We start from the raw sequence: 16,592 nt of genomic DNA on the forward strand, positions 1-16,592 counted from the left end.
GGATGTGAAACCGGCGACGGACCCTGCGACAAGCCGCTTCACCGGTGTCGGGATCCAAGCCGACCACTAGGAAAGGTGCCCTCTGCCCTCGTGACTCGTCTGACTTTTGAGCAGTACTGCGATGCGGTCGAAGCCGTGGACACGCACTTCGTCGAATTGGTGGCGGGCGCCGACCCGGACACGCCGCTGCCCACCTGTCCCGGCTGGACGCTCGCTGACCTGATCAAGCATCACGGCACCACCCACCGATGGATGGAGCACCTGGTACACCGTCGCGCGACCGAGCGCGTCTGGTCCCGGGACGTACCGCTCGACCTGCCTGCCGACACGGCGGCCTACCCGGCCTGGCTGGCGCGCAGTGTCGAGCTGTCGCTGCGCACGCTTCGCGGTGCCGACCCCGATACCCCGAACTGGACCCACGGAGCCGACCAGCAGGTGCGGTTCTTCCCGCGTCGCCTGCTGTATGAGGCAGTCGTCCATCTCGCCGACGCCGAGCTCGCTCTGGACCGCACTCCGCGTATCGCCCCCGGCATCGCCGCCGACGGATTCGACGAGTTCCTTGAGAACCTGCCGTACTACTCGTGGGTCGCCGAAAGCGTGAGCCGGCTGGATCGCGACGGCGAGAGGCTGCGGTTCTCCTCCACCGACACCGACGACAGCTGGCTGATCACGCTCGGGAACGGCTGCACCTGGGAAACCGGTCACGATGATGCGCCCGCGACGGTCGCCGCGCACGGGTCCTCGGGCGATCTCCTGCTGCTGATCTACGGGCGCCTGAAGCCCGGCGACACCGATCGCTTCATCGTGACCGGGAACGGCGACCTGCTCACCTCATGGCTGGCCGCCACTGCGCTATGAGATCGATGTCTGTCCGAGGCACTCGATGAACGCCGTGCGCGCCGGCGCCGACAAGGCGGCCGAGCCGTTCAACGCCACCCCCCAACCGCGCGACCCCACGGTCCGCAACGCTGACCCATCCCCGCACTGCCGCCTGGCCGTCAGGCAACGCATCACGCGGCACAACACCGAAGGAGACATCATGATGAGTGAAGCACTGTCCGACGCGGAGCTGGCGCGCTCTCTTCACGGCGGATTCGTCAGCAGGCACGCCAAGGTCAACGGAACACGGCTCCACTACGTGACGGGCGGACAGGGCGAGCCCCTAATCCTGCTGGGCGGATGGCCGCAGACGTGGTGGGAGTTCCACAAGATCATGCCGGCGCTCGCCCAACGCCACCGCGTGATCGCCGTCGACCTGCGCGGCATGGGCGGCTCGGACAAGCCCGCCCACGGCTACGACAAGAAGACGATGGCCGCCGACATCCTCGAACTCGTCCGCCTCCTGGGATACGACCGGGTGGACATCGCCGGCCACGACATCGGCGGCATGGTCGCCTACGCCTTCGCCGCCAACCACCCGGCCCACGTCCGGCGCGTCGCGCTGCTGGACATCGCCCACCCCGACGAGCGCTTCTACGCCTACTCGCTGCTCCCCCGCCCCGGGCGCCAGCAGGTGGACGGCGACATCCACGCAGGCCCCGGCCGGTTCCTGTGGTGGTTCGCGTTCAACCAGGTGCCCGGCCTGCCGGAACGCCTGCTCGCCGACCGTTCCCGAGACCTGATCGACTGGATGTGCGACTACCTGGTCGAAGATCCCTCCTCCATCGGCGACCGCGACCGCGACATCTACGCCCACGCCTACTCCACCCCGGACGCCGTCCGCGCGGGCAACGCCTGGTACCGGGCTTTCGGGCAGGACATCGCCGACGAGAAGACGTACGGAAAGGTCACCGCCCCGCTGCTCGGCCTGGGCGGCGGAGAAGGAGGACACCTGCTCCTCCAAGCGGTGCTGCCGGACAAGGGCACCGACGTCGAGGTCGTGCCCGTGCCCGGCAGCGGCCACTACATCCCCGAGGAGCAGCCGGAGCTCGTCATCGAGCACCTGACCCGCTTCTTCGCCTGACACCTCACCGGGACGGCAGGCTTCGGCGCTCCCTGTCCACCAGGCCGAGGACAGCACGAACAATCCCACCCTGCTGCCCGGTTCCGGCATGCAGATGTGGCGCCTGGAGCGCTACCGTCCAGCGTCAACGCCGCCACTCACCGCAAACCCGGCAGCTGGGGGGTCGAGGAACGCGGACCGCCATGAGCGGTACGGGCTATTCGAGCAGGTCAAGGCGGCGCACGACCCAACAGTGTCGAGTCGCCTCTCGACCCGAACCTGGCGGACATGGTCCACCCCGCTGCCGCGATCTTGAGAGTTCCCGCGGGTCTCCATGGTCATCTGTTTCGTGATCGATCTCACCGCCGGTGGCTGTCCCCGCGTTCCTCGACCCCGTGCTCGAGCCGATGATCGCCATCCTGGACGACCTGTGCGCGCAGGATCGACAAGTCCTCGCCGATGTGATCAACCGGTTCTCGCAGGAGGAAACCGACCCTGACCGGCAGCTGACGGCCTGGGAAGCGCCCGCGACCCTAGGACTGCTGACCGACGATTGCTTGCGTTCGTAATCCATGCGTTTCGCCTCGCACTGCGCCTGCCGATAATTACATCGGCCCAGGTCATGACTCTGCGAAGGCTCTGCCTTGACGTACGCGAGCTCCGGTCACACGGGGAGACGGAAACGCGTACGGCAGGGTAACCCGCTGTGCTCCTTCGCCTGGCCTACCTGACCGTCACGAACGCCTTCGCCGCGCTTCGGCTGCTCCCCATGAGCGATCGGGACAAAGACGTGGAATCCTCATCCTGCGTCACCAGATCACCGTCCTTGAACGCCAGCTCGGCGCTGACACCAAAGTGAGATTCGCACCCGAGGACCGGGCCTTTCTCTCCGCTCTCCTGACCTCGCTGCCCCGCGAGGTCTTGCGCCGGCTACGGCTCCTCGTCCGCCCGGACACCGTCCTGCGCTGGCACCGCGACCTGATGCGACGGCGTCATGCCCGTACCTGCCAGCCGAAGCGGCCTGGCCGCCCACCCACGGTCCGCTCTATCCGCGCCCTCATGTTGCGCCTGGTCCGGGAGAACCCGGCTGGGGCTATCGGCGGGTCCACGGTGAGCTCACCACCCTCGGCATCAAGGTGGCACCGTCCACGGTCTGGGAGATCCCCAAGCAGGCAGATGTTGATCCGGCGCCCGAGCGGGCGTCCACCACATGGGCCGGCTTCCTGCGCTCCCAAGCCAACGCCCTACTGGCCTGCGACTTCATCGAGACCATCACCCTGAACGGACAGCGCCAATACATCCTGGCCGTCATCGAGCACACCACCCGGCGCATCCGGGTGCTCGGCACCACCGCACACCCGGGCGCCGACCGGGTCACCCAGACGATCAGGAACCTGGTGATGGATTTGGACGATGCGGGCTGCCGGGCGCGCTATCTGATCCGAGACAGGGATGGGAAGTTCCCCGCCCTGATGGACGAGATCCTCGCCGAAGCCAGCATCAAGACCGTAATCACTGGCATCCGGATACCGCGCATGAACTCGACTATGGAGCGGTGGGTGCAGTCGTGCCGTCACGAGCTTCTCGACCGCTGCCTCCTCTGGAACGAACACCACCTGCGGCACGCCCTACGCGAGTACGAACACTTCTACAACCAACACCGAGCCCACCAAGCCCTGAACCAAGCCGCCCCGCTACGCACTGTCCCCGATCCGATCACGGATCCAGAGCGAATCACCGACCTGAAGGTACGCCGACGAGACCGACTCGGCGGCGTCCTCCACGAATACTCACATGCCGCTTGACCTGCACGGATGAAATTTTCGGCAGGCGCAGTGTCAGGCGGTGCCCGGTCTGACGGCGGGTGACGGGGCGTACGAGCACGAACCGAGCACGAACCGAGCACGGCCGGGCCGCTCTATTCGACATTGCGTCGCAGCCTCGGGATGGATCCCGCTCTCCCGCCACGCCGGCGCCATCCATAGATGACGGTCGCAGCGCTCGGCGCGTGCTCCAACCTGTAAACCGCTCCAATGGACGCAGCCCACTGGATGAACAGCGGAACTTCAACCTGCAGCTGGGACCACGTAACTCGATATTCAAGCGGTACAGGGTCATCCAGACAATCAAAAATCTCGCGATGGACCTGGAAAACGCGGGCTGCCGGGCGCGCTATCTGATCCGCGATAGGGATGGGCAGCTCCCGGCCCTAATGGACGAGATCCTCGCCGACGCCGGCATCCACACCGTACTCACCACTATCCGGATGCCGCGCATGGACTCCATCAGGGAGCGATGGGTGCAGTCGTGCCGCCACGAGCTTCTCGACCGCTGCCTCGTATGGAACGAACGCCACCTGCCGCACGCCCTGCGCGAGTACGAACGGTTCTACAACCAGCACCGAGCACATCAAGCCCTGGACCAAGCGGCGCCGCTGCGTCCTGCCCCGGCCCCGATCACGGACCCGGGCGAATCACCGACCTGAACATACGCCGACGAGACCGGCTCGGCGGCATCCTCCACGAATACTCACATGCCGCTTGACCTGCACGGATGGAATTTTCGACAGGCGCAGGGCTCAAGAAATTCGTCCAGCAGCTTAGGCGCCGACTCTTTCCACAGACCCAATGACGAAAATGTCGCCGTTCGGAGCATGAGCGAGGCAGTCGATATCACCGTCTACCTTGTAGCCGGACGGTATTCTCTTTCCCCATTTTTCATACCCGCCGACCAGGGCTACCGAAGTCCCCTGAAGAACGTTGCCGATTTCCGGGACGGCGACACCGCGTTTGCCGTTGATCTGTACCGGAGTTGTGCCCTTCGGCCAGACCAGCCCGACAAGCATCGAGCCAGTCGTCATCAGTTCCAGGCACCTGTTCACGGAGTTGTAGCTCAGCTCACCTTCTGTAGCGACGAGAAAGTTAAGCGTTGAGGTGCGGACGACGATCTTCGGATCCTGGCCAACCGTACGTACATGGTCAACGCCGTCGTTCGCGACATCGGATGGTTGATCAGTTCGCGGCGCTGTGGCCGTTACGCCGCTGTCTGGGGTGCCGGATGGTCGGTCTGTCCGATGCGGTGTGGCCCTTACGCCACCGTCTGGTGGAGAGCAGGCTGCAAGCGGGATCAGCAGAGCCAGAATGGCTGTGCTGAAAGGCCGGGGACGGCAGTGTAACTGTCTCATAAACGCATCCAACCATCAGGCCTCCGAGAATGAGGGTGAAGGGTGTCAATACTCTCGTTCACGGTCGTGAGCTGCGGGTTTGTCTTGGCTTCCTGGTCGGAGCAGTGGCCTCGGTCGGGCATGCTCGAGGCTCGTGACACTCCGTCTCTTCTATATGATTTTCTGCCGCATTCTGGACTGGCTGACCCTGCTGGCTCGTAGCGACGCGACCAAGAATATGGAGATCCTCGTACTGCGACACGAGGTCGCGGTGCTCCGCCGTCAGGTGGGCCGTCCGAGACTGTCGTGGGCGGATCGAGCGATATTGTCTGCGCTAGCCCGAGGACTGCCGGCGATGCTGCGCGCTCACCGGCTGGTAACGCCAGGGACGCTGCTGCGCTGGCACCGGCGCCTGATCGCACGCCACTGGACCTACCCGAACCGGAAGATGGGACGACCTGCGACCGATCCAGCGGCCGTGGCGTTGATCCAGAAGCTGGCACGGGAGAATCCGCGCTGGGGCTACGAGCGCATCCGTGGCGAACTACGGCATCTGGGCCACCAAGTCAGCGGTGCGACGATCCGGCGCGTCTTGAAACGAGCGCGCCTGGGGCCGGCGCCGCGACGGGCCGACGACCGATGGCGAGATTTCCTCCGCGCCCATGCCGCGAGCACGCTGGCCTGTGATTTCTTCACGGTGGACACCGTCACGCTGCGCCGACTGTACGTCTTCTTCGTGAAGGAGGTCGGCACCCGGTTCGTGCACGTACTCGGCGTCACCGCCCACCCTGACGGCGCATGGGTTGCCCAGCAAGCCCGCAACCTCCTCACCAACTTGACAGACCGCACCGGCGCCTTCCGGTTCCTGATACGGGATCGGGACACGAAGTTCACCAGCAGCTTCGATGAGGTCTTCGCAGGCGACAACATGGTCGCGTCCTCGGAGCGGTGTAAATAGCTCGACGAGGTAGGTGCCGTGGGTGGATCTTAGGCGGCCTCGGTGACGGGTGCCAAGGCCGGGTCGTCGGTTGGACGGAGCTGAGCCGGCGGGGCGAGCAGGGCCCGGCGGAGATCTTGCAGGATGCGCAGACCCTGGCTGGTCATGGTGAAGCCGCGCCAGCCTCGTGCGGCACGAGCAGCACGGCCCAGACCAGGGACACGCAGCTGGTCTCACCGGGGAAGCGGCCGATGACCTTGACGCGGCGGCGGGTCTCGCCGAAGGTGCGCTCGATGAAGTTGGAGTGCCGCACGCGCTTGTGGTGCTCGAGCGGGAAGCGCAGGTAGGTGGTCAGGCTCCGACGGTCGGAGAGCAGGCATTTGACCGCTGCCGGGTAGCGGCCGCCCCAGGCCTCGGCGAAGGCGTCGATGCGCCGCTGCACCCAGTCGACGAGCTGCTGGCCGGGTTGGACGTCGTCGCCGAGGTCGCCGAGGTCGAAGATCTGCCAGTAGGCGGCCTTCACCTCGGCCTGATCTGCGGCGCTGACCTTGGCCAGCACATTTCGGGCGCGATGAAGCCGTCAAGAAATAACTTGTCGGCGTGTCTGTTGGGCGATGGCCCGTGGACGTCCCGTCCGGTCCCACATGCTGCACGACCACATTCAGGTGCAGCAAGAGCCTTACGTGCTTTCCTGGGCCCGCCATACACCCTCGACGAGGCGAAATGCGGAAATCGACAGCTTGTTTCTTGACGGCTTCGATGCACGAGACACCGTTGGCGCAGTGAGGGCGAGAAGACCTGCTCGGCGGCGCTGATCAGGCCGGGCGCGCCGTCGGAGACGATCAGCAGCGGTGGGCGCAGGCCGCGGCTGGCCAGGTCGGTGAGGAAGTCGTGCCAGGCGTCGGTGGATTCGGATCCGGCGGCGGCCAGGCCGATGAAGACGGGTTTGCCGGCGGTGGTGATGCCCCAGGCGGCCAGGATCGGCTCGGCCCGCTGCCCGTCGTGCATCTTGAAATGCGAGGCGTCCAGGAACAGGTAGTCCAGCTCGACGCCGGTCAGGTCGCGCCGGCACCAGGCGTCGTACTCGGCCACGATCGCCTGGCAGATGGTCGAGACCGTGGACTTGGACAGGGCCGCCTCGGGGCCGAGCGCGTCGGCCAGGGCGCCTTCGACGTCACGCGTCGACAGGCCGCGCACGAAGGAGGCGATGACCAGTGTCTCCAGTGCGTGGGTGCGGGTGACGCCGGTGCCGAACAGGCGGGAGGCGAACTTGTCGGTGGTGCCGCGCAGCTTCGGGCGGGCGATGGTGATCGGCCCTGAGGTGGTCTTGACGGTGGTCGGGCAGTGCCCGTTGCGGTAGCCGGGCCGCAGCGTGCTGTCCTGGTCGCTGCCGCCGGTACCGGTGATGGTGGAGGCGCGCTGGTAGCGGGCGCGGCCGAGGAAGGCGTCCACCTCGGCTTCGACGGCGGTCTGGATGATCAGGCGGGCGCCGAGCCGGGCGACGTCCTCGATGACCTCGACCAGGTCACGGCCTTCGGTGAACAGGGCGTCGATCTCGGCGCGGATGGCTTGGACGGGCGGTAGTGTGCGTGCCACGAGCGTAGGTCCTTGCGTTGTGCGAACTTTGGTCGGTTCAGCACGGCAACCTACGCTCGTTCACTTTTACACCGCATCTCGGACGCGACCCGACAACATTCATGTGCTGAAGATCCCGCCGCGGTCGCCTCGCGCGAACGCGTTCGCCGAGCGATGGGTCCGGACCGCACGCACGGAATGCACCGACAGGCTGCTGATCTTCGGCGAACGGCACCTTCGCACCGTGCTGGACGAATACGCCGATCATTACAATCGGCACAGGCCGCACCGCTCCCTCGGCCTCCGACCTCCCGCCGACGACTCCGACGTGATCCCGCTGCCGACGGGCCGGATCAAGCGCCGCGAAGTTCTCGGTGGGCTGATCAACGAGTACCAGCGAGCCAGCTGACCAGCGAGGTGCAGTCATAAAGAGGCAGGTCACGGCCTTGGCTTAGTTTTGACACCCTTCACCAACGTCGACGCGCACAAGCCAGAGCTCGTGCAATTGCGTGACGAGTTTAGCCAGCTCAAACGGCAGCTTAAGGTCGCCCAGAAGCAAGAGGCACAAGCCGGGCGAGAGCTCGAAGGCATGATCGTGGTCTATGCCAATCAGATCCAGGCGCTTGCCCTGAAGGTTGACGAACTAGAATCACACAATCGACTCCTTCGAGAACAGCTCGAACATGCTCAGCCGACAGTTAGCCGACTTGACCAGGGCAAATGAGACCAACTTCTTGTTCGCTAAAGCGAGAGTAGAGTGCGTTCTGAAGATTGAGGAGTCTTCGCGTTTTTAGCAAGGGCCCGCCGCCCCAGTCTCTTTGGCCAGAACAGGATCGGCGGGCCCTCCCCTCAGCCTGGAGTTGCCCCCACGCCGAAGATCAATGGACAGGCGCAGGATCGACCACATCGCTCGAAGCAGTGCGGCCCATGCGCAATATGTCCGCGAGTGAGTATATATGAACATGTTTGCGCACGCATACCCTCTTGGACTTTCCATCGCGATCCGCACCTCCATCCAGCGCCTGAATGTTTGCCTGACGGCAGTTCACACCTAAGTCGGAACATGCGGGCCGAGCGCTACCCCGCCGCCAGCACACGGCCAGCGAGCCAGGCGCAGACGTTCGGCGGCACGGCGGGTGCAGGTCGCTCGACTGCACCGACGTGAGCCACTCGTTGCCGCGAGGACTCACGCTGACCATGTCGGGAGGAGCCCGTCGAGCGTTAAAACCTCCAGCAAGATTCTTTCGATGTCGACCGCCGACCGCGCCAGCGGAGAGATCAAACAGCCAAGGCGGCGATCCGAATCAATTACCCGGCGCTATCAGCGTCGAATAGGCGATGCAATCCATTAAAGTCCCGGAGCTGTGATTTATGTCACGGCCGCCTTGTCGGCTCTCCCGGGGAACGGGTGGCGGCCCTAGGGTCGATCCGCCATACTCAAGCTCAAAATGTCAGCAGGGTCGCAGATGTTCAGTCTCTTTGGCCAGAACAGACATCTCGATCCCCTCTCAGTCGGAGTTTCCTCACGTGTCCCTGGGCACGTGAGGCAACCCCGCGAAGGGACCCGAATGGGACGATTCCGTTCCTTTCTGTCGCGGGCGCGCGATATCGCGATCAATCTCTATGATCGCGAGCCAGTAAAATCGATCCGCCGCAAGCTACGAGCGGCCGAGCGGCGGATCGAAGATCATGCCGGCCCATTGGTCTTCGGCGCGTGGCTGCTTCTCATCAGCACGATCGGCATTCTGCTGCTCTGGAAGACGGCCAAGGTCATCAGCCTGGCCAAGGACTTCCAACCAGTGCTGGCTGTGATCGCCATCATCACGAGCGCCGCCCTAGCGGTTCTCAAATGGCTTAAGAGGGGACGAGACAGAACGCCCGACGACGAGCCCGGGCTCCCCCCTGAGCCCCTCAACCCTCCCATCCCGCCCCCCAACACAGACGGCCCCCTCGCGGACCCTCTAGGCCGCATCCAGCACGATGAGCGGGCAAGTAGCGGTGAACGGCCCTAACGGCTCGCACGCGGCAGTTCCTGGCCCGGTCAGATCGCCGGGCCAGGAACCAAGCGCGACCAGTCTCGAGCAGCTCTACCGACGGCACCACCGCGTCCTAACCCTCATCGCAATCATGTCGGGATTCGACGCACAGGAGGCCCAAGATGCGGTCCAGGACGTCTTTCTTGGACTTCTGCGCCAACAGCGAGGAGATCCGAGGTTCCTGGAGCGGCTGAGGCATCCCAAGGCCTACCTGGTGGGGGCCGTGCGCCACAAGGTGTCGGACCACCTACGCCGCGGGCGCTCCCGCACCGAGATCCCACTCCCAGGGACGGACATGCCTGAGCAAACTCACCCAGAGGACGCCCTCAGGAGCGCGCTGGAAACTGAACAAACACGCCAGATCAGTGCGATGCTGGAGGCCCTGCCACCGCGCCAAGAACAGGTCCTGTCCCTCATCCTCGACGGATATACGCCCACGCAGGCAGCTAAAGCTCTTGGTCTCTCGCCTAACAACGTTCGGGTCAACCTCACGTATGCCCGAAAGAGCGCCCGGCGATTCCTCAACAAAAACCACAGCGACACAGAACCTTCTGCGACAACTTGACAGTTCACATAACCGGGGCCTCGGCGTAGGGGACGGCGTCGCGGTGGCCGAGGCCGCACCAGCGCGGCGGGCGGTCACCGGAGTGCGGGACGGTGTCCCGCTCTGGCGGGTGAGTCGACATGACGGTGCTGGAGCCTCCTCAACGGGCTGGCTGTTCGGAAGGTGATGATCGCGCCGCCGAGCGACCGGCGGGCGGGGAAGGACGGGCACACGACCGGTGGTCGCGCGGCTGCGCCAGCTTGGCCCCAGCCGGTTGTGGATGGTGGCTGGGACTGCGCCTGCCGATAACCACATCCGCCCAGGTCATAACTCTGCGATGGCTTCGCGTGGCGACGCGAACTCCAGCCACCACGAAGGGCAAACGAGGACGGCATGATGATCCGCTGTGCTCCTTCGCCCGGCCTACCTCACCGTCACGAACACGTTCGCCGCGCTGCGGTTGCTGCCCCTGGGCGATCAGGACAAGGACATCGAGATCCTCGCCCTGCGCCACCAGATCAGAGTCCTCGAACGCCAACTTGGCGCCGACACCAGAGTCAGATTCGCTCCCGAGGACCGGGCCTTTCTCGCCGCGCTCCTGGTTTCACTGCCGCGCGAGGTCCTGCGCCGGTTGCGGCTCCTCGTCCGCCCGGACAGGGTCCTGCGCTGGCACCGCGATCTGATGAAACGACGTCACGCCCGAACCTGCCGACCGAAGCGGCCTGGCCGTCCACCCACCGTCCACTCCATCCGCGCTCTCATCCTGCGCCTGGTCCGGGAGAACCCCGGCTGGGGTTACCGGCGGGTGCACGGTGAACTCTCCACACTCGATATCAAGGTCGCGCCGTCCACGGTGTGGGAGATCCTCAAGCAGGAAGGTCTTGAACCGGCGCCCGAGCGGGCTTCCACCACCTGGGCCGACTTCCTGCGCTCCCAAGCCGACGCCCTACTCGCCGCCGATTTCTTCGAGACCATCACCTTGAACGGGCAACGCCAGTACATCCTGGCCGTCATCGAACACGCCACCAGGCGCGTCCGCGTGCTCGGCACCACCGCGCACCCGAGCGCGAACTGGGTCACCCAGGCGATGAAGAATCTGGTGATGGACCTGGACGATGCGGGCTGCCGGGCACGCTTTCTGCTCCGAGACAGGGATGGAAAGTTCCCGGCCCTCATGGATGCGATTCTCGCCGAGACCGGCATCAAGACGGTGCCCACTGGTATCCAGATGCCGCGGATGAACTCGATCACGGAGCGGTGGGTGCAGTCGTGTCGCCACGAGCTTCTCGACCGCTGCCTCGTATGGAACGAACGGCACCTGCGACACACCCTGCGCGAGTATGAACGGTTCTACAACCAGCACCGGGCCCACCAAGCCCTGAACCAAGCCGCCCCGCTGCGTCCCGCCCCGGACGCGATCACGGATCCCGAGCGAATCACCGACCTGAACATACGTAGGAGAGACCGGCTCGGCGGCGTCCTCCACGAGTACTCACATACCGCTTGACCTGCATGGATAGAATTTTCGGCAGGCGCACCGCCGCTGTGCCGTCCCTGACGTTCAGCTTCCAGCATCTGCCAGGCGTGACCGTCATCGCGTTGGCCGGCGAGGTGGACGTCACCAACGCCCACCTCGTGGACGACTACATCAGCCGCAGACGCCGCCACCACGGCGAGCACCTGGTGCTCGATATGAGCTAAGTGCCGTTCATGGACGGCACGGCCCTGGACGTCCTGCTGCACGCCCACGTCCTGGTTTGCCGTAGCGGCGCCGGCCTGTACCTGGCGGGGCTGCAGCGAGCGCCTGCACACCTGCTGCGCGTCACCGGCGTCGCCAGCCCGATCAACGTGTACAACAACCTGGAGGAGGCCATCTGTGCCGCCTTGCACGCTGCACAGCCGTCCCTGGCCCACAGCGGTCGCGGCGTGGCCTGAGTTGCGGCCACCGTTTCCCGGGACGCGGCTTCCCTCCTCGATGGCGGCCGCCTTCTCCGCGGCATCGACGTCGGCGGCGTTGTCCTGGCTGCCCGGTGGGTCGGGCGCGTGATCCTGCGGCCAGGGCCGATCCGGAACAGCAGGTCATGCCGAACCCGGCAGCGACCACGATGATCGTAGGGCCTGGTGCCCGTCGGCGCCGCACGCCAATCACTTCACCCCGCTGTTCCTTCCGGACGGCCTGCCCGAGGACGAAGCGTTCTGTGCAGCGACCCACGCGAACAGGCTTCGCGTCTGTCGCCGTGGCCTGAGTGCCTCCTTTGTCGGCGTGCTCGCTCAGCCGCTGGGGCCAGTTCACCGGTTGAGGTTGCCGAGGTGCAGGCCCTGGCCTGCCAGTTACCAGCGTGACCGGGCCTCTCCTGTCACCGCCGGAGTTGCCGAGCTAATGCGGACGGCTCAAATGCTGCCAAACTGACCGCAGGGCACCCGAAGATCCTCGACAGCGCTCGGCGCTGGCGCTCAGTCAAGTTGTTCAGGAAGACCACCGCGTCAACCCTGCTCTCCTGGCAGACCGCAGCGATCTTACCGGCCTTTCCGGCAGTGACCAGCGTCCTCGAGGAGTAGGGAAGCGCCATTTTTTTCACGCCGCCATGCGAGACACCGCGGCGCTGCACGAATCGGCCGACGGTGCGGGCCCCAATCGCGGCTAGGGCGTCCGTGCCCTGGTCCATGAGCAGTGCGTAGTCCTTCTGCTTGGCGGAGAAATATCCGACCAACAGCACGTCTGCGCCTGCCAGATCAAGCATCTGTGTACTCTGCCGGTCACGCTGTGCCCGCCCGCGCGGGACAGGACGGCGGTCCCGGCCTCGACGCTGATACATGAGACGTATCCTAGTATTGCTTGGTTAGGTCGTTATCATGGTCGCTGGCGGCAGGTGGGAGCATTGGCCGGTGTTCCCGCAGTTGGCCGACTGGTCATTGGCAGCGTTCAGGCCAAGGTCGGGATCGGGGCGATCGTGGTGCATGTCGCGTCCCAGGGCGCGCCGATGGCGTATCCCGGTTGTGGCCTGGCCCCCCTCACCCAGCCGAGATCCGCCGTCTCCTGGCGAATGTGACCAGCGCCGTTACCCTCCCGATCAGCCAAATCCTGCAACGCGCCCTCGCATGGTCCCTGAACCGTGCCGGGTTTGTTGGAGACCAGTCTCCAACAAAGTCGGAGCGGTTCAGTCAGATCCGCCACCCATAACCGGTTCGGCGCCACGGCCTGGAAGTCACGCCTGACCAGATTCTCCGGCCGTGGCACATCCTGATCGGCCAGGGTGGTGCAGACGGACTTGCCGCACACCAGTCCCTGGATGCCCAGCTCGCGCATCAGCCGGCGCACGGTGCAGCGGGCCACCTGGTGGCCGTCGCGGCGCAGTTGGTGATACATCTTGCCGACGCCGTAGCAGCGGTAGTTGTCCTCATACACGCGCTTGATGTCCGCTTTGAGCTGCTCATCGCGGTTGGCGCGGGCCGAGGGCGGCCGGGAGCGGGCGGCGCAGTAGGTCGACGGCGCATGCTGCAACACCCGGCAGATCGGCTCTGCCCCGAAGCGGTCGCGGTGGGCGTCGATGAAGGCGTTCATCTGGGCGGGCGTGGGTCGAGTTGGCTCGCGAAAAAGGTCCCCCTGACCCTTTCGGGACGCCACGCCTGGCGTGAAAATCGGGGCGGGTTGCTCGCCGACGCCGACGCCGCATGAGACAGGTTGATCTCGCAAAAAAGTCTGGGGCCGGGGGCTCGACCTGAAGGGTCACGCACTGTTGCCTTCGAGCACGCCGGTCAGAATCTTCGGTTCCCGACCGAGGCCCCGCGAGCACCCGCCGTTTGGTACGCGATCTGGTCGAGGAGCGTGGTCGGTGTGGTGATGCAGGAACCAGAGGAGATTCCCGAGGAGGAGCACGAACGAATCGTGGCACGGGTGGCCGCGATCGATGTGGCCAAGGCGTCCGGCAAGGTGTGCACGCGCACCCCGCATCCGCAGGACGGCGTGCGTCGGGTGACCAAGGTGTGGGAAGTCACCGCCACGCTGGCCGCGGTGGAGGAACTGGGTGACCATCTGATGGACGAGCAGATTCAGGTGGTGACGCTGGAGTCGACCGGGGACTACTGGCGGATCTGGTTCTATGTGCTGGAAGAGCGCGGGCTGCGGGTGCAGCTGGTCAACGCCCGCGATGTCAAGCACGCGCCGGGGCGGCCGAAGACCGACCGGCTGGATGCGGTCTGGCTGGCCAAGCTGACCGGGAAGGGTCTGGTCCGGCCGTCGTTCGTGCCGCCGCAGGAAATTCGGGTGCTGCGCGATTACTCCCGGATGCGGATCGACCTCATCCACGAGCGCACCCGCTACTGGCAGCGGCTGGAGAAGCTGCTGGAGGATGCCCTGATCAAGATTTCTTCGGTGTCCAGCACGCTGAACACGCTGTCGACCCGCGCCATGCTGCAGGCGATGATCGCCGGGGAACGTGATCCGCGGGTTCTGGCCGAGCTGGCCAAGGGACGCCTGCGGGTGAAGATTCCCGCCTTGGTGGAGGCGCTGAACGGACGCTTCGATGACCACCACGGCGAGCTTGCCGGTCTCTTGCTGGCCCAGATCGACGGCTTGGACGCGCAGATCGCCCGGCTCGCCGCCCGGATCGAGACTCTGTTCGCGCAGCTGCCTGACGTTCGTCCCGCCGAGGCCGGTCCCGATGCCCATCCTGCCGAGGCCACCTCCTCGGCCATGGACACGGTGGCCCGCCTGGATGAGATCCCAGGGATTAGCCCGGAGGTCGCGCAGATCATCATCGCCGAGATCGGGCTGGACATGACCCGATTCCCCACGGCGGAACACCTCGCATCCTGGGCGAAACTGTCGCCGCAGACCGTCCAGTCCGGCACCCGCAGCCGCGGCGCCGCTGTCGGCAAGGGCAACCCCTACCTCAAGGGCGTGCTCGGCACGGCCGCAGTCGTGGCCGGCCGCACTGATACCTTCCTCGGCGAACGCTACCGGCGCATCGCCAAACGGCGCGGCCGGCTGCGCGCGGTGGTCGCCGTCGGCCGTTCCATCATGGTCATCATCTGGCACCTGCTGTCCGACCCGAATGCCCGCTACCGCGATCTGGGAGCCGACTACTTCCTCACCAAGATCGACCGGGAGAGGAAGGCTCGCACCCACATCCGTCAGCTCCAGGCGCTAGGTTTCGCCGTCGCACTGGCCCCGGCCACCTGACCACACCTGTCCCAGTCAGCCCCGCCCGTCGATCAGGGGCCGGGGTTCGCTGCCGCCTGCCCGGCTGAGGTGGGTGGATTTTCCGGTCAGCCGCCTTGAGGATCTCGTTGGCCCGGCGCAGCTCGCGCACCTCACGCTCCAGCTCCGCGATCCGCTGCGCGTCCTCGCTCGTCATGCCGGGCCGCTGTCCGGCATCGATCTCGGCCTGGCGCACCCAACTGCGCAGTGACTCCGAGCCGACGCCCAGCTGACGCGCCACCCGGGTGATCACCCCGTGCGACTCCCCGGACTGCTGGATCGCCTCCTGCACCATCCGAACCGCACGCTGCTTCAACTCCGGTGGATACCGACGCTGGGAGGGATGCGAAGAAGATCGACCGGCCATGGGCTCCATCCTTTCCAACCGCAGGAGCCTCCATCAATGCCAGACGGGTTCACCATCAGGGACATCTCTCCCCCTGGACCTCAAGATCCAATCTCCGAGGTGTCCTCGCTCAAGGGGGAATGCCCGCTGGCCCGGCTGGCCTTGGCCGGCGGCGAAGGAACAGGCTCAGCCGGAGACGATGCCAGCACGTCTGCCGGCCCAGCTGGGTCACGTCCACGGACGTGGTGTATGAATCGATCTTCGCGTGATCCTGTTTCTGCAGGTTAAGCGGTAAGTGTCTGTGGGAGCGGGTTCTGCGCCGGTGTGTCGCTGATGATCAGCCGGACGCGGGCTTTGGCCAGGATGTCCAAGCCCATGTAGCGGCGGGCTTCGGTCCATTCATCGGTCTGCTCGGCCAGCACCGCGCCGACCAGCCGGATGATCGCGGTCCGGTCGGGGAAGATACCGACCACGTCGGTGCGACGGCGGATCTCCTTGTTCAGCCGTTCCTGCGGATTGTTGGACCAGATCTGGCGCCAGGTCTCGCGCGGGAAGGCGGCGAAGGCCAGCAGGTCCTCCCGGGCGGCGTCCAGATGCTCGCACGCGGCCGGATACTTGGCCTCCAGGGCCTCGATGACCCAGGCGTGCTGGCTGCGGACCTGTTCGGCGGTGGGCTGGTCGAAGATGGTGCGCACCAGCGTGGCCACCCAAGGCTGCGCCGACTTGGGCACGGTGGTGAGCAGATTGCGCAGGTAGTGCGTGCGACACCGCTGCCACGCCGCCCCAGGCAGGGCGGCACCGATCGCCTCCACCAGGCCGCGGTGGGCGTCGGAGACGACCAGCTGAACC

At 65.7% G+C, this 16,592-nt stretch carries 21 protein-coding genes; 14 read left to right on the top strand and 7 right to left on the bottom strand.

Features of this window, described 5'->3' with window-relative positions; all coding sequences use genetic code 11:
- Window positions 1-90: 90 nt before the first annotated feature.
- The 5 genes from AB0J69_RS47535 to AB0J69_RS47555 all read left to right on the top strand — a co-directional run bounded on the left by AB0J69_RS47535 (window position 91) and on the right by AB0J69_RS47555 (window position 4,427).
- A complete protein-coding gene (locus AB0J69_RS47535; RefSeq protein ID WP_364132357.1) occupies window positions 91-858 on the top strand; it encodes a maleylpyruvate isomerase family mycothiol-dependent enzyme in 768 nt (255 codons plus the stop codon).
- Window positions 859-883: 25 nt separating this feature from the next.
- Complete coding sequence (locus AB0J69_RS47540) at window positions 884-1,963, top strand: alpha/beta hydrolase (protein ID WP_364132358.1); 1,080 nt, start codon at window positions 884-886, stop codon at window positions 1,961-1,963.
- 374 nt (window positions 1,964-2,337) lie between these two features.
- On the top strand, window positions 2,338-2,511 hold the full coding sequence (locus AB0J69_RS47545) for a hypothetical protein (RefSeq protein ID WP_364132360.1): 174 nt from the start codon (window positions 2,338-2,340) through the stop codon (window positions 2,509-2,511).
- Window positions 2,512-3,078: 567 nt separating this feature from the next.
- Entirely contained in the window at window positions 3,079-3,747 is a 669-nt protein-coding gene (locus AB0J69_RS47550) for an integrase core domain-containing protein (RefSeq protein WP_364132361.1), read from the top strand.
- Between the two features lie 203 nt (window positions 3,748-3,950).
- Window positions 3,951-4,427: a hypothetical protein gene (locus AB0J69_RS47555; RefSeq protein ID WP_364132363.1), complete on the top strand. Its 477-nt coding sequence runs from the start codon at window positions 3,951-3,953 to the stop codon at window positions 4,425-4,427.
- Window positions 4,428-4,541: 114 nt separating this feature from the next.
- On the opposite strand, the gene AB0J69_RS47560 is transcribed toward AB0J69_RS47555, so the two are convergent.
- Window positions 4,542-4,802: a hypothetical protein gene (locus AB0J69_RS47560; protein ID WP_364132364.1), complete on the bottom strand. Its 261-nt coding sequence runs from the start codon at window positions 4,800-4,802 to the stop codon at window positions 4,542-4,544.
- Between the two features lie 457 nt (window positions 4,803-5,259).
- Here AB0J69_RS47560 and AB0J69_RS47565 point away from each other — a divergent pair, with 457 nt between their 5' ends.
- Window positions 5,260-6,063, top strand: coding sequence for a helix-turn-helix domain-containing protein (locus AB0J69_RS47565; protein WP_364132366.1), 804 nt, complete (start codon window positions 5,260-5,262; stop codon window positions 6,061-6,063).
- 142 nt (window positions 6,064-6,205) lie between these two features.
- Here AB0J69_RS47565 and AB0J69_RS47570 read toward each other — a convergent pair whose 3' ends face one another.
- Together AB0J69_RS47570 and AB0J69_RS47575 are read right to left on the bottom strand one after the other, a co-directional pair.
- On the bottom strand, window positions 6,206-6,601 hold the full coding sequence (locus AB0J69_RS47570; RefSeq protein ID WP_364132368.1) for a transposase: 396 nt from the start codon (window positions 6,599-6,601) through the stop codon (window positions 6,206-6,208).
- Window positions 6,562-7,638 (bottom strand): transposase, encoded by a 1,077-nt coding sequence (locus AB0J69_RS47575; RefSeq protein WP_364132369.1) that lies wholly within the window; start codon window positions 7,636-7,638, stop codon window positions 6,562-6,564. The genes AB0J69_RS47570 and AB0J69_RS47575 overlap by 40 nt, the downstream gene beginning before the upstream one ends.
- A 103-nt stretch (window positions 7,639-7,741) precedes the next feature.
- Here AB0J69_RS47575 and AB0J69_RS47580 point away from each other — a divergent pair, with 103 nt between their 5' ends.
- The 7 genes from AB0J69_RS47580 to AB0J69_RS47610 all read left to right on the top strand — a co-directional run bounded on the left by AB0J69_RS47580 (window position 7,742) and on the right by AB0J69_RS47610 (window position 12,132).
- Window positions 7,742-8,026, top strand: a complete 285-nt coding sequence (locus tag AB0J69_RS47580; protein ID WP_364132371.1) for an integrase core domain-containing protein — start codon at window positions 7,742-7,744, stop codon at window positions 8,024-8,026.
- Window positions 8,027-8,116: 90 nt separating this feature from the next.
- Entirely contained in the window at window positions 8,117-8,341 is a 225-nt protein-coding gene (locus AB0J69_RS47585) for a hypothetical protein (RefSeq protein ID WP_364132372.1), read from the top strand.
- 844 nt (window positions 8,342-9,185) lie between these two features.
- Window positions 9,186-9,629, top strand: coding sequence for a hypothetical protein (locus AB0J69_RS47590; RefSeq protein WP_364132374.1), 444 nt, complete (start codon window positions 9,186-9,188; stop codon window positions 9,627-9,629).
- Window positions 9,598-10,218: a sigma-70 family RNA polymerase sigma factor gene (locus AB0J69_RS47595; RefSeq protein WP_364132376.1), complete on the top strand. Its 621-nt coding sequence runs from the start codon at window positions 9,598-9,600 to the stop codon at window positions 10,216-10,218. The genes AB0J69_RS47590 and AB0J69_RS47595 overlap by 32 nt, the downstream gene beginning before the upstream one ends.
- Window positions 10,219-10,603: 385 nt before the next feature.
- Window positions 10,604-11,704 carry an integrase core domain-containing protein gene (locus tag AB0J69_RS47600; RefSeq protein WP_364132377.1) on the top strand — a complete coding sequence of 367 codons (1,101 nt, stop codon included), beginning with the start codon at window positions 10,604-10,606 and terminating at the stop codon, window positions 11,702-11,704.
- Window positions 11,705-11,709: 5 nt separating this feature from the next.
- Window positions 11,710-11,898: an STAS domain-containing protein gene (locus AB0J69_RS47605; protein WP_364132379.1), complete on the top strand. Its 189-nt coding sequence runs from the start codon at window positions 11,710-11,712 to the stop codon at window positions 11,896-11,898.
- 9 nt (window positions 11,899-11,907) lie between these two features.
- Window positions 11,908-12,132: an STAS domain-containing protein gene (locus tag AB0J69_RS47610; protein ID WP_364132388.1), complete on the top strand. Its 225-nt coding sequence runs from the start codon at window positions 11,908-11,910 to the stop codon at window positions 12,130-12,132.
- Window positions 12,133-12,554: 422 nt separating this feature from the next.
- Here AB0J69_RS47610 and AB0J69_RS47615 read toward each other — a convergent pair whose 3' ends face one another.
- Window positions 12,555-12,938, bottom strand: coding sequence for a hypothetical protein (locus tag AB0J69_RS47615; RefSeq protein WP_364132380.1), 384 nt, complete (start codon window positions 12,936-12,938; stop codon window positions 12,555-12,557).
- 182 nt (window positions 12,939-13,120) lie between these two features.
- The gene (locus AB0J69_RS47620) at window positions 13,121-13,759 is read right to left on the bottom strand and encodes an IS3 family transposase (protein ID WP_364132382.1); all 639 of its coding nucleotides are present in this window, start codon (window positions 13,757-13,759) and stop codon (window positions 13,121-13,123) included.
- A gap of 264 nt (window positions 13,760-14,023) precedes the next feature.
- On the opposite strand from AB0J69_RS47620, the gene AB0J69_RS47625 reads away from it, so the two are divergent.
- Window positions 14,024-15,379, top strand: a complete 1,356-nt coding sequence (locus AB0J69_RS47625; RefSeq protein WP_364132383.1) for an IS110 family transposase — start codon at window positions 14,024-14,026, stop codon at window positions 15,377-15,379.
- Here AB0J69_RS47625 and AB0J69_RS47630 read toward each other — a convergent pair.
- Together AB0J69_RS47630 and AB0J69_RS47635 are read right to left on the bottom strand one after the other, a co-directional pair.
- Window positions 15,288-15,773: a transposase gene (locus AB0J69_RS47630; protein ID WP_364132389.1), complete on the bottom strand. Its 486-nt coding sequence runs from the start codon at window positions 15,771-15,773 to the stop codon at window positions 15,288-15,290. The two genes, AB0J69_RS47625 and AB0J69_RS47630, sit on opposite strands and share 92 nt — an antisense overlap.
- A 254-nt stretch (window positions 15,774-16,027) precedes the next feature.
- Window positions 16,028-16,592: transposase (locus AB0J69_RS47635; protein ID WP_364132385.1), on the bottom strand; the 565-nt coding region annotated here is incomplete at its 5' end.

The organism is Nonomuraea sp. NPDC049709 (assembly GCF_040674815.1).
In the GTDB taxonomy this organism is placed as follows: Bacteria; Actinomycetota; Actinomycetes; order Streptosporangiales; family Streptosporangiaceae; genus Nonomuraea.

Excerpts from the sequence above, each read along its gene's own strand:
- AB0J69_RS47610 (WP_364132388.1), top strand. The coding sequence starts at position 11,908 with ATGGACGGCACGGCCCTGGACGTCCTGCTGCACGCCCACGTCCTGGTT.
- AB0J69_RS47590 (WP_364132374.1), top strand. The coding sequence starts at position 9,186 with ATGGGACGATTCCGTTCCTTTCTGTCGCGGGCGCGCGATATCGCGATC.
- AB0J69_RS47595 (WP_364132376.1), top strand. The coding sequence starts at position 9,598 with ATGAGCGGGCAAGTAGCGGTGAACGGCCCTAACGGCTCGCACGCGGCA.
- AB0J69_RS47605 (WP_364132379.1), top strand. The coding sequence starts at position 11,710 with ATGGATAGAATTTTCGGCAGGCGCACCGCCGCTGTGCCGTCCCTGACG.
- AB0J69_RS47615 (WP_364132380.1), bottom strand. The coding sequence starts at position 12,938 with ATGCTTGATCTGGCAGGCGCAGACGTGCTGTTGGTCGGATATTTCTCC.
- AB0J69_RS47540 (WP_364132358.1), top strand. The coding sequence starts at position 884 with ATGAACGCCGTGCGCGCCGGCGCCGACAAGGCGGCCGAGCCGTTCAAC.
- AB0J69_RS47620 (WP_364132382.1), bottom strand. The coding sequence starts at position 13,759 with ATGAACGCCTTCATCGACGCCCACCGCGACCGCTTCGGGGCAGAGCCG.
- AB0J69_RS47560 (WP_364132364.1), bottom strand. The coding sequence starts at position 4,802 with ATGACGACTGGCTCGATGCTTGTCGGGCTGGTCTGGCCGAAGGGCACA.
- AB0J69_RS47630 (WP_364132389.1), bottom strand. The coding sequence starts at position 15,773 with ATGGAGCCCATGGCCGGTCGATCTTCTTCGCATCCCTCCCAGCGTCGG.